The following is a 13,328-nucleotide window of genomic DNA, read 5'->3' as shown; positions in this document are numbered from 1 at the left end:
AAATGACCCACCAACAGAGGTTTTAGCCCATCCCTTGCCGGCTGAGGCTCTCCCCAGTAAGCCAGGGATCCGGCGCCGGCAAGCTTTCTGGTCAGCCCACAGCCTAGAGAGAGCGGGATTCAGCCACAGCCGAGATGGGGGAAGGGCTGGCGGAGAGCTTGCGCACCTCGGAGCAGAAAGAGGCCATGCTGAAGCCGCCGAAGCGCTTGACGGTGCTGGCCCGCAGGCGCAGGTTGGGGCTGGCAAACCAGATGCGCTCCTCCGACTCGGTCATCTCGTACTCGGTGTAGAGGGTGAGGGCGCCGTCCGATCCCATGACGTAGGTGCCGGCCACCGGCACTTTCTCGGCATAGCCCTGATCCCGCAACAGTTGCCCCCGCATGGGGTTGTCGGGATCGGGAATGGGAACCAGCACCACATCGCCTTTGTACTCTTCGTTGTCCCACTCCTGCTCCCCATTCCACTGCACTCGCGCCGCCCCCACGGCCCGCCGTGGATCCACCTTGAACAGCTCACAAACCTGGATAACTGCCGGATCGGCGGGCGAAAGGGTAGCAATTTGCATCCGCGATCTCCCCCCCTCAGAGCGGCGAAAGGCCAAGTGATGGCTGGTACGCTGACACATCCACTCGCCAGCGCTGAGGGCAAAAAACTCCATTACGGTCATCATGGCCGACGCGGATCCTCCTCGATAACAACCGAAATTTGCCGATTCTAACTTGCGCTGTAGCCGTAGATTGGCTCTTGCCGGCTCTGCTGTTCGCGCCAAAACTGCTCGGCAAAAGCCACCGTCGGGTGGAGGGGGGCGCGGGGTTTGCTGCGCAGAACCATGCCCGCCTCTTCGGGCGTGCGGTTGCCCTTGCGCTGGTTGCAGCGCTCGCAGGCAGTCACCACATTGTCCCAAGTGTGGGATCCCCCGCGAGAAAGAGGCACGACATGATCCAGGGTTAGGTTGTGGGTGCTGCCACAGTACTGACAGGTGTGGTGATCCCGCCGCAGAACCTCCCGCCGGTTAACAGGGGGCACTCGCCAGGCCCGCTCTTTGCCCTTGATGGTCAGGCGGATGTGCTCGGGCACCTCGATCACCTGGCTGGGGGAGCGCACTTTCCATACCGGCACATTCATCATCGCCAGCGGCTCTGCCTTGCCCGTCAGCAGCAGCACAATCGCCCGCCTAATGTTGACCCGGCTAATGGGCAAGTAGTTTTGGGAGAAGACAACGATCGACTGTTCCAGGACGTGGGTAGCAGCAGTCATGACTTAGCTCTTCCATTTGCCGCCATTGTCCTGAGAAATCCGGCGAATGACAAGGTTTTCCCGCAGTGGGCACCATCCAGGCGGATCCCCACCGTTCAACATTCCAGAGTTTCTGACGATCGGGAGCCGGACAGATGGGCTAGTATCCGGGTGATGGTCGGATCCCGTGCCTCCCATGACTTACCCGCTGCATATCGCCTTGGTTTGGCACCAACACCAGCCCCTCTACAAAAGTCCGATAGCGGGTAAATATCGCATGCCTTGGGTGCGCCTACACGGGATCAAAGACTACCTCGACTTGGTTCTGCTGCTGGAGCGCTATCCTCGCCTGCACCAAACGGTCAACCTGGTGCCCTCTCTGATTGTGCAAATCGAAGACTACGTGGCCGGCTCCGCCTTCGATCCCTATTTGGAGCTGACTTTATCTCCTGTCGAAAAGCTGACCCCGGAGCAGCGGCGCTTCATTGTCGAGCGTTTCTTCGACAGCCATTACCCCACCATGATTGAGCCCTATCCCCGCTACCGCCAGCTCTACGAACAGCGGGAATCGCAGGGGATCAACTGGTGCCTACAGTACTGGACACCGCAAGACTTCAGCGACCTGCTGGCCTGGCACAACCTCTCCTGGTTCGATCCCCTCTTCCACGAAGATCCCGAGATCGAGGGCTGGATCAAGACGGGATCTGGCTTTACCCTTTCGGATCGGCAGCGGATCTATGCCAAGCAGCAGCAGATCCTGGCCGCCATCTTGCCCCAGCACGCCAAGCTGCAAGAGAGCGGCCAACTGGAGCTGACCACCAGCCCCTACACCCATCCCATCTTGCCCCTGCTGGTGAGCGAGCGCTCGGCGCGGGTGGCTCGGCCCGGCTTGCCCCTGCCCCGCTACCCCTTCCACTGGGAGCAGGATGTCCACAGCCAACTGGAGCGGGCCAAGCAGATCTACCGGGAGCGCTTTGGCCGCGAGCCGCGGGGTCTGTGGCCTTCGGAGCAATCCGTGAGCCCGGCCATTGTCCCCATCGTGCAAAAGCAGGGTTTTGAGTGGATCATCTCCGACGAGGGCGTGCTGGGCTGGAGCCTGGGCCAACCCTTTCATCGCGACGGGCAGGGCCATATCCTCGAGCCGGAAAAGCTCTATCGGCCCTACCGTCTGGAGAGCGAGGCAGGGGATCTGGCCATTGTCTTTCGGGATCACCGCCTCTCCGATTTGATCGGCTTCAGCTACAGCGCCATGCCCGCCGATGCTGCCGCCAAGGATCTCATCGGCCACCTGGAGAGCATCCGCAACCGCCTGCCCCAGGAACAGCCCTGGCTGGTCACCATCGCCCTAGATGGGGAAAATTGCTGGGAGTACTACCCCCAAGATGGCCGGCCCTTCCTGGAGAACCTCTATGCCCGCCTCAGCCAGCACCCGGCGCTGCGCTTGGTGACGGTTTCGGAGTTTTTGGACCAGTTTCCCCCTACGGAGTTTCTGCCAGCCGAACAACTGCACAGCGGCTCCTGGATTGAAGCTGACTTTACCACTTGGATCGGGGATCCCGTCAAAAACCGCGCCTGGGAGCTCCTGGCCCAAGCCCGCCAGGTCATTCAGGATCACCCTCACGCCAATCCCGAAGCCTGGGAAGCCCTCTGGGCCGCCGAGGGATCCGACTGGTTCTGGTGGTTTGGGGCGGGCCATTCCTCGGCCCACGATGCCGTTTTCGACCAGTTGTTTCGGGAACATCTGCAGGCCCTCTACACCGCTTTGGGAGAGGCCGTGCCGGCAGTGCTGCAGTTCCCTCTCGAGGATCACGATGGGCTGGGGGATCGCCTGCCGCAAGGATTTATCCACCCGGCCATCAACGGCCGCCCCGCCGAACGGGAGTGGAGCCAAGCCGGGCGGGTGGAGATCGGCGCCGCCCGCGGCACCATGCACCGCAACAGCGTCGTCCGCCGCCTCTGGTACGGGTTCGATCACTTCAACCTCTACCTGCGGCTGGATTTTAACTCGGTCGTGCAGCGGCCCAAGCAACTGCAGGTGCTGTGGTTTTACCCCAACTGCGTCACCGTCAACAGCCCCATTCCCCTCCAAGGGTTGCCGGCAGAAGCCCCCCTCAACTACCACTACCGCCACCTGTTGAAGCTATCGCTGCCGCCCCCCGGCACCGGCCAGCATCCCGCCCCTGTCGAGGCTCAGCTCTTGCAGGCAGGGGAGTACCACACCTGGCACGCCATCAGCCACCAAGTGAAAGCGGTGGTGGATGCCTGTTTGGAGGTGGCTATTCCTTGGAGCAATCTGGGCGCCCAGCCGGGACAAGAGCTGCAGTTCGTCATCGTGGCCGCCGATGGCGAGACCTTCCAGGAAGGGATCCCGCCCAAGGCCACCATCGCCCTGCGCAGGCCTTGAGCGGCTGGCCGTTGATCCTTAGAATCTCTGGTTATGCAGCGCGACCTCTACCCGCCCATCGAGCCTTACGATCACGGCTTTCTCCCCGTCTCTTCCCTGCACACCCTCTACTACGAGCAGTGCGGCAACCCAGACGGGAAGCCGGTGGTGTTTTTGCACGGAGGGCCCGGCGGCGGCATCGATCCCCTTTACCGGCAGTACTTCGAGCCCAGCCGCTGGCGGGTGGTGCTGTTCGATCAACGCGGCTGCGGCAAGAGCCGCCCCTACGCCGAGCTGCGGGAGAACACCACCTGGGATCTGGTGGCCGATATCGAAAAGCTGCGCCGGCACCTGGGCATTGAGCGCTGGTGGGTGTTCGGGGGCAGTTGGGGCAGCGCCCTCGCCTTGGCCTATGGGCAAACCCACCCCCAATCCTGCCTGGGGTTTATCTTGCGGGGCATTTTTCTGCTGCGCTCGTTTGAGATCCGCTGGTTCTACCAGTCGGGGGCCAGCTACCTGTTCCCCGATGCTTGGGAACATTACCTGGATCCCATCCCCCCCAACGAGCGGGATGACCTGCTGGCAGCCTACCACCGCCGCCTCAACGACCCCGATCCCCAGGTGCGCCTGAGGGCGGCCCGCGCCTGGGCCATCTGGGAGGCCAGCACCAGCAAGTTGATCCCCAGCCCTGAGCTCATCGAGCGCTTTGGCCGGGAAGAGTTTGCCGAGGCCTTTGCCCGCATCGAGTGCCATTACTTCGTCCACGGCGGCTTTCTGGATCCTGAAGATCAGCTCCTCAGGGGGGTGGAGCGCCTGCGCCATCTGCCGGCTGTCATTGTCCAGGGGCGCTACGATGTGGTCTGCCCCCCCATTTCCGCCTGGGAACTGCACCAGGCCTGGCCAGAGGCGGAGTTTCATCTCATTCCCGATGCCGGCCATTCCATCACCGAGCCCGGGATCCGCACCGCCCTGCTGCAGGCCACCGATCGCTGCGTTGGTCTGTGAGCCGCTGAGATAGGCCGGGTTGAGGATCCCAAGAGCTTGAAGAATTGCTACAGAAATGCCGGCAAAACCTTGGGATCTAGCCCCAAAGCACGGCCAAGCCTATCGACAGTTGGCGATTTTGGGTTTATCACTGAGGGAAGGGCGGTGCAAGCTGCCCGGTTGATGGCTTCCGCTGTCTCTCTCGGGCTGGTCGATCCATCCCAATGCTTTTGCGGATCTCAACTTGTTATTCTTCGCCGTTTCCAGGCTCGAACTATGCAGAAACCGAACCCTCTGTTCAAGCTTGCCCTCGCCCTGCCCGCCTCCCTCCTGCTGGCAGATGCTGTTGTGGCCTACCCCTGTGACTCGGTTGGGGGTGAAGCTTACAACTTCTACAGCCCCACGGTTCAGGTTGACAGTTTCGGGGCTCAGGTGTCGCCTGCTGTCGTAGGCAACGGTTTCATCGGGGTTGCCATCGAAACGGTGGATGGACAGCCGGCTCAAGGCGCTATCAGCCGTCGCCTGTTCGGCCCTGCGCCTCGAGTTCAAGGGGTGCAGGTGGTTGGCCTGCTCCAGGATGGCCCGGCTCAACGAGCGGGTCTGGCCCAGGGGGATATTTTGATTGGGGTGGACGGGCAGCGGGTCACCTCGGTGCAACATGTGCAGCAAATTATCCAAAACACCCCCGTGGGCCAGCGGGTACCCATTACCTTCCGGCGCGGCGGACAAGTGCTATCGACGGTGGTTGTGGTCGGCGATGGCCGTGTGTTGCGCCCCTTGATGCTGCAGCAGCAGTGAGTGTTGCCAGGGATCCCTTGCTGAGCTCTCTGTGACTGCTGGACTAGGGACAGAGTGGGCAGTTTGGGTGGTTTGCGGCCTCAATGGGCTGCTGTTTTTAGCCTTGCTTGCCCTGATTCCTGTCCTCTTGAACCTGCGGTCGGCGCTCTGGGTTACGGAGCGGGCTATGGCTGATTGGCGGGAAGCCGCTGAGCGGGCTTTGGCTCCCACGCCGGCTGAGTTGCTGCGCCTGCGGGATCGGCTGCGGGAGAATCGCCATACCCTCGACCGCTGGCAGCGCCGTCTGCAGTTTTGGCAAGGGATCCGCAGGGTGGCTGTTTGGCTGGGGCGCAGGCTGTGAGGGGCATGGATACCCATCCCATCCGGCTGCAGGTGATGGCCAATGCGCTGGCGGGGATCGCCGAGGAGATGGGGGCGCGCCTCATCCGCGGTTCTTACTCGGCCAACATCAAGGAACGGCGGGATTGCTCGACAGCCCTGTTCGACGCCCAAGGGGCCTGTATTGCCCAGGCGGCCCACATTCCAGTTCACCTGGGAGCTCTCTCGGAGGCGGTGCGGGCGGTGGTGGCAGCCGGCCCGCGGCCCGGCGATGTGTTCGTCCTCAACGATCCCTACCAGGGGGGATCCCATCTGCCGGATATCACGGTGGTTACGGCCATCCCCGGCCTGCGGGATCCAGAACAGGTCTGTGCCTATGCGGTGAACCGCGCCCACCATGCCGATATTGGGGGGATGCGCCCCGGCTCCATGCCCGCCGACTCTACGGAAATCTGGCAGGAGGGGCTGGTGATCCCGCCGCTACGGCTGGCCCAGATGACCTCGACAGGGGAGCTGCGCTGGCAGGAGGATCTGCTGCGCCTGATCCTGGCCAATGTGCGCAACCCTGAGCAGCGGCGGGGAGATTTGCAGGCCCAGGTGGGGGCCAGCGCCGTGGGGGTGAGCCGGTTTGGCGAGCTGCTGGCCCGGTTCGGGGAAGAGGAGGCCTGGCAGTTGATTGCCGGGGTGATCGCCTACAGCCGACGGCGGATGCAGGCCCAGATCCGCGCTCTGCCCGATGGGATCTACACCGCCTGCGACTACCTGGAGGGCTACGGGGATCCGCCTGAGCCCATTGAGATCCGGGTGCAGGTAGAGGTCAAGGGGGAGAGGCTGCGGGTGGACTTCGCCGGCACAGCCCCGGCCACCGCGGGGAACCTGAACGCGCCTCTGGCCGTGACCCGCTCGGCGGTGCTCTTTGCCCTGCGCTGCCTGTTGGATCCCACTGCCCCCAGCAATGTCGGCCTGGAGGATCCCATCGAGATTGTGGCCCCGCCCGGCTGCCTGGTCAATGCCCAATTTCCGGCGGCGGTGGTGGCCGGCAACGTGGAAACCTCGCAGCGCATTGCCGATGTGGTGTTCAAAGCCCTGGCCCCGGTGGCCGGATCCCGTGCCATCGCCCAGGGGCAGGGCACCATGAACAACTGCGTGCTGGGCAACCGCCACTTCACCTACTACGAAACCCTGGGGGGCGGCCAGGGGGCCAGCCAGCAGCGACCAGGCCTGGATGGGGTGCACGTGGGCATGAGCAATACCCTCAACACCCCCATCGAAGCCCTGGAGCTGGAGTATCCCCTGCGGGTGCTGCGCTACGAGTTGCGCCCAGATTCCGGCGGCCATGGCCGCCAGCGGGGCGGGTGGGGGCTGATCCGCTCCATCCAGACCTTGCAAGATTGCACCCTCTCCCTGCTCACCGACCGGCGCCACCATGCCCCGCAAGGGGAAGAAGGCGGCGAACCTGGCCAGCTGGGGATCAACCTCGTCAACGGGGATCCCTTGCCCAGCAAGATCAGCCGCCCCCTGAAAGCCGGCGATGTGCTCACCCTCTACACCCCTGGCGGCGGGGCTTGGGGGTCCAGCGAGGAGGAGCAGGCACCCGAACCCACATAGCGCAGGCGAGCGAGAAACAACTGCTCGCAGCGGCGGAGCACATCATCGCGGCTGGCGAAGTGCTCCAGCCTTTGCACTTCTTGACCCTTCTCAAACAAAATTAAGGTCGGCAGCGAGCGCACCCGATAGCGGCGCGGCAGCCAAAAATTGTCGTCCACATTCACCCGCAGCACCTTGACCGCGCCGCCCCACTCTGCTGCGAGACGGTCGGTAATCGGCTGAATGAAGCGACACAGGCCACACCAAGGGGCACCAAAATCCACCAACACCAACCCGTCACTTGTCAAAAGTTCTTGATTAAAAGCATCTAAAGCAACTTGCAAGTTCATCACTCCCAGACTAAAGAAGTTGTTTGGGATCATGCTACCAGGCAACCCCGCTGGCTGCAGAAACCATTTGCGGATGAAAGGCATAAAGAATCACAACAAAGCTGAACACCCCCAGATAGGCCCAGCGCAGAAACTCTCGCGGTTGCAGGTGTTGTCGCCGCTGCAGAATGGCCAAGCCGGGGATCACAGAAGTACGGGCCTTGAGATCGCGGAAGGCCTGGCCGTATTTCCGCTCCAGACGGTGATCCCCGTGCCAGACGGCGAACAGGTGGTAGGCCACCAGCCCCAGGGAAGTGACCAGCATAAAACTGGAGCCAATCCAAAGGGAATGGGCCACACACCAGATCACCTGGCCCACCATTTGGGGGTGGCGGGTGATGCGGATGATCCCGGTCTCAAACAGGTGAATCTCCGGCTTGTGAATGGCAGCAATCTCCAGTAAGTTGAAGGTAGCCGGATACAAAAAGAAAAACGAGAGCGCCGACAAAAGAACAACGGTGGTGTGAATGCCGGGGACAGCATGGAGATCCCAGAGGATCACCCCGTCGTAGCGATGGTTCAAAAAGTAGATCAGCAACAGCGGAGCCAAGCTGAGGCTGACCAGCGCAAAAAGAAGGCGGTACAGACGGGATCCCAGCCAAGCTTCCCCCCAGGGGCGCAAGTGGGCCAGCCCACTGTGAGCACAGGCAAACCCCAAGATCATGCCCAACATGATCGCGTGGGATCTGTACCGGGCGAGCTCCGGCAGCAAGTGGTTGAAGAAAGTGGACAGCATCTTTTCGATGGCTCCTCTTCCGGTGTCGCTGTGACTTATGCTTAAAGATAAGTTACATTGGGCAACCTTCCGATGCTGAAACCTTTTTTTCTACGTTTTCTCGGCCTGCTCCTCTCGGTCACCCTGATGCTGGGCTGGGCGACCGCAAGCGCTCAGGCGGCCCGCCTCACCGGCAAGTACTACGAAGACAGCATGACCCTGATCCAAACCCTGCGCACCGTTCTCTCGGAAGCGGATCCCGTGATGAATCCAGAGGAGGCGCAGGTGGAAGCGATGGAGGCCATTCAAGAATTTGCAGGGCGCTACCATGGCCATCGCTACGACAAGCTGCAATCCTTTACGACTCTGCGCACCGTGTTCAACACCGTGGCCTCCCACTACCGCACCTCCAAGCGGCCTCTTGACCCAGAGAAGGTGGAGCGGGTGCTGATGCAACTGGATCGCGCTGAGCTGGCCTTGCGCCGCGAAGGTTAAGCTTTTCAGATCTCCCAGATCCAAATCACTGGGCGAGGCGCAGGATTACCTTGATGACAACCCGGTGGAGGCTGCTTTCGCCAAGCTCCAGATCGCCCCCCATTTCTCTCAGGAGCCGTTCGCTCACCCGCCAAGCAGCGCAACCCTTTGTTTGGATGGGCACATGGCACCGCCCTTCCAGATTCCACTCCAGGCACAGGCGCCCCTCCGCTGCTGCGATGGGATAGAGGTGTAGAGCCATCGAACCATAGCGTAGGGTGCGAATACCCCAGCGACACACCCCCAGCAGAGCCTGCACCAAACCGTGGGGATCCGCCCAAACCATAAGGCTGTCCGGGAGGGCGGGCAGCTCAGAGGCAGAAGGCGGTTGTAGGATCGGCCATTCGTAGCGAATGCCCTGATCCTGGGCCTGTAGGCGAGTTAGGCTGTACACATCCTGAAGGAGGGGACGGAGTCGGGTCGGCTTCGGTTGCAAGGGTTGAATGGGCAGGTCGTGGCGGGCCAGGCGGCTGTACTCCTCGAGCAACTGGATCAGGCGCTCCACCGCTTCTTTGGCACTTTGAAGGTACTCCCGCTCTTCTTCGCGGGAATCGCACAGATCGGACAGCACCAACTGCAGGGATCCCATCTGGCTGCTGAGGGGGTTGCGCAGCTCGTGGCCAATGCTGACGAGCAGCTCCTGCTGAAAGGCGCGCATCACCTCCGAGCGCTCAAACGCAAACTGCCAATCCACCGCCTCTTGCCTGACGGCAGCAGCGGCCTGCTGGGAGGGAGGATCGGGTTTTGCTGCGGGCAAGGGTTTCCTCCAGAGGTACTTCGGACAAAAGGTAGGAGATCCCGTTGATGTTCGAAGCAGGGCGTTCGGATGGAGAGCCTTGGGTTTTAGCTAGTTTGACAACGGCGCGCTCCTGGATCCTACCTTTTTCTTCCCAACTTTCTAGCCGACGAAGTGGGCGCTGACCACCCGCTCAATTCCGGCCAAATCCCGGTGGACTTGGATCTGCTGATAGCCGCCTCTGGCCTGCAACTGCTCCGCCACCCAAGGGGCTTGGCCTTGCATCACCTCCACCGCCCAAAAGGAGTTGGGGGCCAAGTAATCCGGTGCTTTTTGAATCAAAAGCCGCAAGTGCACCAGCCCATCTTCCCCGCCATCGAGGGCCTGTCGTGGCTCGTGCAGCCGTACCTCGGGCATGAGGTAGGCCAGCTCCCCGGTGGGGATATAGGGCGGGTTGGAAACCAGGCCACGCAGCCGACCTCGCCAGGGATCCAAAGGCGCAAACCAGGATCCCTGTAACAGCTTCACCCGTTCCTGCAGATGATAGTCCGCCACATTGGCTGCCGCAACGGCCAAAGCCTCTGGGCTCACGTCCACCGCTAGAAGCTGCAACTGGGGATGCCCCTGGGCCAAAGCGATGGCAATGGCCCCGCTGCCGGTGCCCAGGTCGGCAAAAGGGGATCCCGGCGGCAGCAGGTTAGACTGCAACCAAAGGGAGGCTTGCTCCACCAGCAGCTCGGTCTCCGGGCGCGGGATCAACACCGCTGGCGTTACCCGCAAGCTCAAACCTGCCCACTCTACCCTTCCCAGCAGGTACTGCAGGGGGATGCGCTCTGTCAGCCGGCGCCGCCACAGCTCCTCTACCTCCGCCAGCGGATCCCCCTGCAGCGTCGGGGGCCGACCTAGCAAGCGCTCCAACGATCCCCAGCCCAGCCGTTCCCTAAGCAGAAGTTCCACCTCCTGAGGAGGGATGCCGGCGGCTTGCGCCGCCTGCAGAGCCTGGGCACGCCAGGCCAGCAATTGCTGCACCAGCGCAGAGGGGGATCCCATCAGGAGCTAGGTCAACGCCGCTGAGGCTGGGGAGTGGCAGGTGGATTGGGCTGGGGAGTGGCAGAGCGAATTAACGATTGCACGTACTCCAGCGACGCGCGCGGCGGAATGAAAGCGATCTTCTGCACATCCTCCTGGGCGTCAGGGGCTAACATGCGCTCCACCACGATGGCCAGGGAAGTGACCTCGATCTGGGTTTTGCCGACCACCTCGGGGTTCTGCGCCGCCGCCCGGTCTAAAGCCCCCTTTAGGTCGTTGCGGTCGAAGAAGAAAGGCACCACCTCCTGGCCATCCTGCTCGATGGTCAGCAACCCCTCTCCCGAGCGGCCATAGAACAGCGGCACGCCGATCACTTCCGGCGGCACCTCCTGACCCGTTTCTTTCAGCACTTGCTTGGCCGCCTCCACATCAGCAGCCCGAGGCACCACCTCAAAGTACAGATTGCTATTCTTGGCCCGCTCTTCTTCCGACTTTTCGTAGGCGTAGCCCAAGGGAATGGGCACCACCTGGGCTTGCTGGCCCACCTCAGGGTTCTTGGCTTTCACCTGATCCAACGCTTGCTGGGCTTGGTTCTGATCCAGCCAGAAAGAAGCCACCTGGATGGTGCGACCCTCCCGCTCTACGTTAGCGACCACAGGGGTGCCGTTCTGAGACACAATGGCAAAAACCGGCACCAGATTCAGCCGCTCCGCCACTTCTTGACGACTCATGGGGGCTGCCACTGCCTGAGTCGAGAGGGGCCCCCCTTGAGCAAAAGTAGGAACTCCCCCCCAGATCACCCCCGCCAACCCCAGCAGGAGGGTGCTGCGAACTGCCGCTACGAACGCGGCCCGCCCGCCTGCCTGAGCTCTACGGCGGCAGAGGGATCCCAAAAGCGGCACTGCATTACCGCGCATCATTTTCATCTCTACTCCTGGCATCACGCCTTGTCTTCGTTGCTATTGGGTCAGATCCCTGAAACACTAACCGACGACCTCTGCCCAAGAGGAGCTGACCAAGCTCACCTTGCTCAACACAGCTCAGGCTGGCCATGCGGCGCACTCTTGGGACTTTGGGGACAGCGCCTGGCGAAGCTGGCCCTTGCTGACACTACGCCCCTCTACCCTTTTTGACGAGCGCCCCCTGGGCCACCCTAGAAGGCAAGGTTAAAGCATTTGCTCAACCCCTGTCGAGGGGTAAAGCCCTCGTTTTGGGTGGGGATCCCGCATCACCTCCTACTATATACGGAGTCTAACAAAGCGGATCCACACCAAATACAGATAGCCCCTCCATCCTCTGGCTGTAGAGTCTGGGCTGAGAAGGCAGAATCCTGGGAACGCGGCAGCGGCGTGGGGCGCCTGGGCTGAGGGCAAAGATCCCATCAGGCAAAGCTCTTGCTTCCCGATCCCGCTACTGACTGAGGTTCCGAAATGGGAAACAGACGGCCCTGCTCGACGGTAACTTGAACCCGCGTGCCCACCGGCAAAGCTTCCCGCGCCAGGGCGTGCAATTGCTTGCCCGTCTCTGTAACCAGACAATAGCGATACTCTCGCCCCAGAAACTGTCGATCCCGAATGGTAACTCTCCCCTGGGGATTGGGATGCAGACGTAACTCCTCCTGCCGGATCATCAGCTCTCCCTGGCGCAGATGGGGATCGGGCTGATCCCTCAAAGCCTGAAATGGGATGTGCAGCAGCCCCTCAGCTTGCCAACCGAACTCCCGCCGCTCACAGCGAAGAAAGTTGGCCTGGGCGATGAATTCCGCCACAAAGCGGGTAGCCGGCTCCCGATAGACTTCCTCCGGGGATCCCCATTGCTCAATACGCCCTTCCCGCATCACCGCCACCCAATCGGAAAGGCAGAGAGCCTCCTCTTGGTCGTGGGTAACGAAAATGGCCGAGGTCTGGGTTTGCTTGAGGATTTTGCGGATTTCTTCCCGCAAGTAGTAGCGCACCTGCACATCCAAGTTGCTCAACGGCTCATCCAAAAGGATTAGGCTGGGCTTGGGGGCCAGAGCTCGGGCCAGGGCCACCCGCTGCTGCTGCCCGCCTGAAAGTTCATGAGGATAGCGGTGGGCGTAGTCCTCTAGACCCACCAACCGCAACACCTCGTCAGCCCGTTCCCGCGCCTGTTGGGCAGCGCCTCCCACCTCAGCCGAGGAGGAGCGACTGCCGCCCCCCGCTGCCGACGCGAACAGGGCAGTGGGCCGGAGGCCAAACATCACATTGGCCAACACATCCAAGTGGGGAAACAGGGCAAAATCCTGAAACACCAGCCCCACCCCCCGCCGCTCCGGTGGGATCCACTGCCCCTCCCCGGCCACCACTCGCCCCCCCAGCAGGATCCGCCCGCTGTCTGGCTGCTCAAAGCCGGCAATGGTGCGCAATAAAGTGGTCTTCCCACAGCCCGATGGGCCGACAATCCCCAGAATGTCTCCCTGGGGCAGGCGAAACGCCACTTCCTGCAAAACCAACTGCCGCTGGCCGGGAAACCCCTTGCTGATGTGCTCAACCTCAAGAATGTAGGGAGAGTCCGTCCGGGCAGCGGTGGACGTCGAGGAAATCAAAAACTCGGCCATGATCGTTGTTGCAAAAGATTTTCACTATCTTTACCAGACTA

General features: G+C 62.0%; 14 protein-coding genes. 6 read left to right on the top strand and 8 right to left on the bottom strand.

Annotated elements, in window-relative coordinates; genetic code table 11:
* Window positions 1–103 precede the first annotated feature (103 nt).
* Together CYA_RS13130 and CYA_RS13125 are read right to left on the bottom strand one after the other, a co-directional pair.
* Window positions 104–667 carry a phycobiliprotein lyase gene (locus CYA_RS13130; RefSeq protein WP_011431579.1) on the bottom strand — a complete coding sequence of 188 codons (564 nt, stop codon included), beginning with the start codon at window positions 665–667 and terminating at the stop codon, window positions 104–106.
* A 47-nt stretch (window positions 668–714) separates the two neighbouring features.
* The gene (locus tag CYA_RS13125; protein ID WP_011431578.1) at window positions 715–1,257 is read right to left on the bottom strand and encodes an HNH endonuclease; all 543 of its coding nucleotides are present in this window, start codon (window positions 1,255–1,257) and stop codon (window positions 715–717) included.
* A 175-nt stretch (window positions 1,258–1,432) separates the two neighbouring features.
* Between CYA_RS13125 and CYA_RS13120 the strand changes: the two genes are divergently transcribed.
* The 5 genes from CYA_RS13120 (at window position 1,433) to CYA_RS13100 (ending at window position 7,327) form a co-directional block, all read left to right on the top strand.
* Window positions 1,433–3,640: a glycoside hydrolase gene (locus tag CYA_RS13120; RefSeq protein WP_011431577.1), complete on the top strand. Its 2,208-nt coding sequence runs from the start codon at window positions 1,433–1,435 to the stop codon at window positions 3,638–3,640.
* Window positions 3,641–3,673: 33 nt separating this feature from the next.
* Window positions 3,674–4,624, top strand: coding sequence for a prolyl aminopeptidase (pip, locus tag CYA_RS13115; RefSeq protein ID WP_011431576.1), 951 nt, complete (start codon window positions 3,674–3,676; stop codon window positions 4,622–4,624).
* A gap of 255 nt (window positions 4,625–4,879) precedes the next feature.
* Entirely contained in the window at window positions 4,880–5,401 is a 522-nt protein-coding gene (locus tag CYA_RS13110) for a PDZ domain-containing protein (protein WP_228375372.1), read from the top strand.
* Window positions 5,402–5,432: 31 nt separating this feature from the next.
* The gene (locus CYA_RS13105) at window positions 5,433–5,741 is read left to right on the top strand and encodes a hypothetical protein (protein WP_011431574.1); all 309 of its coding nucleotides are present in this window, start codon (window positions 5,433–5,435) and stop codon (window positions 5,739–5,741) included.
* Between the two features lie 5 nt (window positions 5,742–5,746).
* Complete coding sequence (locus CYA_RS13100; RefSeq protein WP_041439269.1) at window positions 5,747–7,327, top strand: hydantoinase B/oxoprolinase family protein; 1,581 nt, start codon at window positions 5,747–5,749, stop codon at window positions 7,325–7,327.
* Here the strand turns inward: CYA_RS13100 and CYA_RS13095 are convergent.
* Both CYA_RS13095 and CYA_RS13090 read right to left on the bottom strand, forming a co-directional pair.
* On the bottom strand, window positions 7,264–7,656 hold the full coding sequence (locus CYA_RS13095) for a thioredoxin family protein (protein ID WP_011431572.1): 393 nt from the start codon (window positions 7,654–7,656) through the stop codon (window positions 7,264–7,266). The two genes, CYA_RS13100 and CYA_RS13095, sit on opposite strands and share 64 nt — an antisense overlap.
* 34 nt (window positions 7,657–7,690) lie before the next feature.
* On the bottom strand, window positions 7,691–8,431 hold the full coding sequence (locus tag CYA_RS13090) for an NnrU family protein (RefSeq protein ID WP_049749798.1): 741 nt from the start codon (window positions 8,429–8,431) through the stop codon (window positions 7,691–7,693).
* 72 nt (window positions 8,432–8,503) lie between these two features.
* On the opposite strand from CYA_RS13090, the gene psb27 reads away from it, so the two are divergent.
* Window positions 8,504–8,905, top strand: a complete 402-nt coding sequence (gene psb27 / locus CYA_RS13085) for a photosystem II protein Psb27 (RefSeq protein WP_011431570.1) — start codon at window positions 8,504–8,506, stop codon at window positions 8,903–8,905.
* Between the two features lie 25 nt (window positions 8,906–8,930).
* Here the strand turns inward: psb27 and CYA_RS13080 are convergent, their stop codons facing one another.
* The 4 genes from CYA_RS13080 to CYA_RS13065 form a co-directional block, all read right to left on the bottom strand.
* On the bottom strand, window positions 8,931–9,701 hold the full coding sequence (locus CYA_RS13080; protein WP_011431569.1) for a sensor histidine kinase: 771 nt from the start codon (window positions 9,699–9,701) through the stop codon (window positions 8,931–8,933).
* Window positions 9,702–9,842: 141 nt separating this feature from the next.
* Entirely contained in the window at window positions 9,843–10,730 is an 888-nt protein-coding gene (gene prmC, locus CYA_RS13075) for a peptide chain release factor N(5)-glutamine methyltransferase (RefSeq protein WP_041438671.1), read from the bottom strand.
* 11 nt (window positions 10,731–10,741) lie between these two features.
* Complete coding sequence (locus CYA_RS13070) at window positions 10,742–11,635, bottom strand: Tic22 family protein (RefSeq protein WP_011431567.1); 894 nt, start codon at window positions 11,633–11,635, stop codon at window positions 10,742–10,744.
* A 455-nt stretch (window positions 11,636–12,090) separates the two neighbouring features.
* Complete coding sequence (locus tag CYA_RS13065; RefSeq protein ID WP_011431566.1) at window positions 12,091–13,287, bottom strand: ABC transporter ATP-binding protein; 1,197 nt, start codon at window positions 13,285–13,287, stop codon at window positions 12,091–12,093.
* Between the last annotated feature and the right edge of the window lie 41 nt (window positions 13,288–13,328).

The sequence above is a fragment of the Synechococcus sp. JA-3-3Ab genome, assembly GCF_000013205.1.
GTDB lineage: Bacteria > Cyanobacteriota > Cyanobacteriia > Thermostichales > Thermostichaceae > Thermostichus.
Note: the sequence above shows the minus strand (reverse complement) of the source record. Positions and strands in the feature narration are given on the sequence as shown.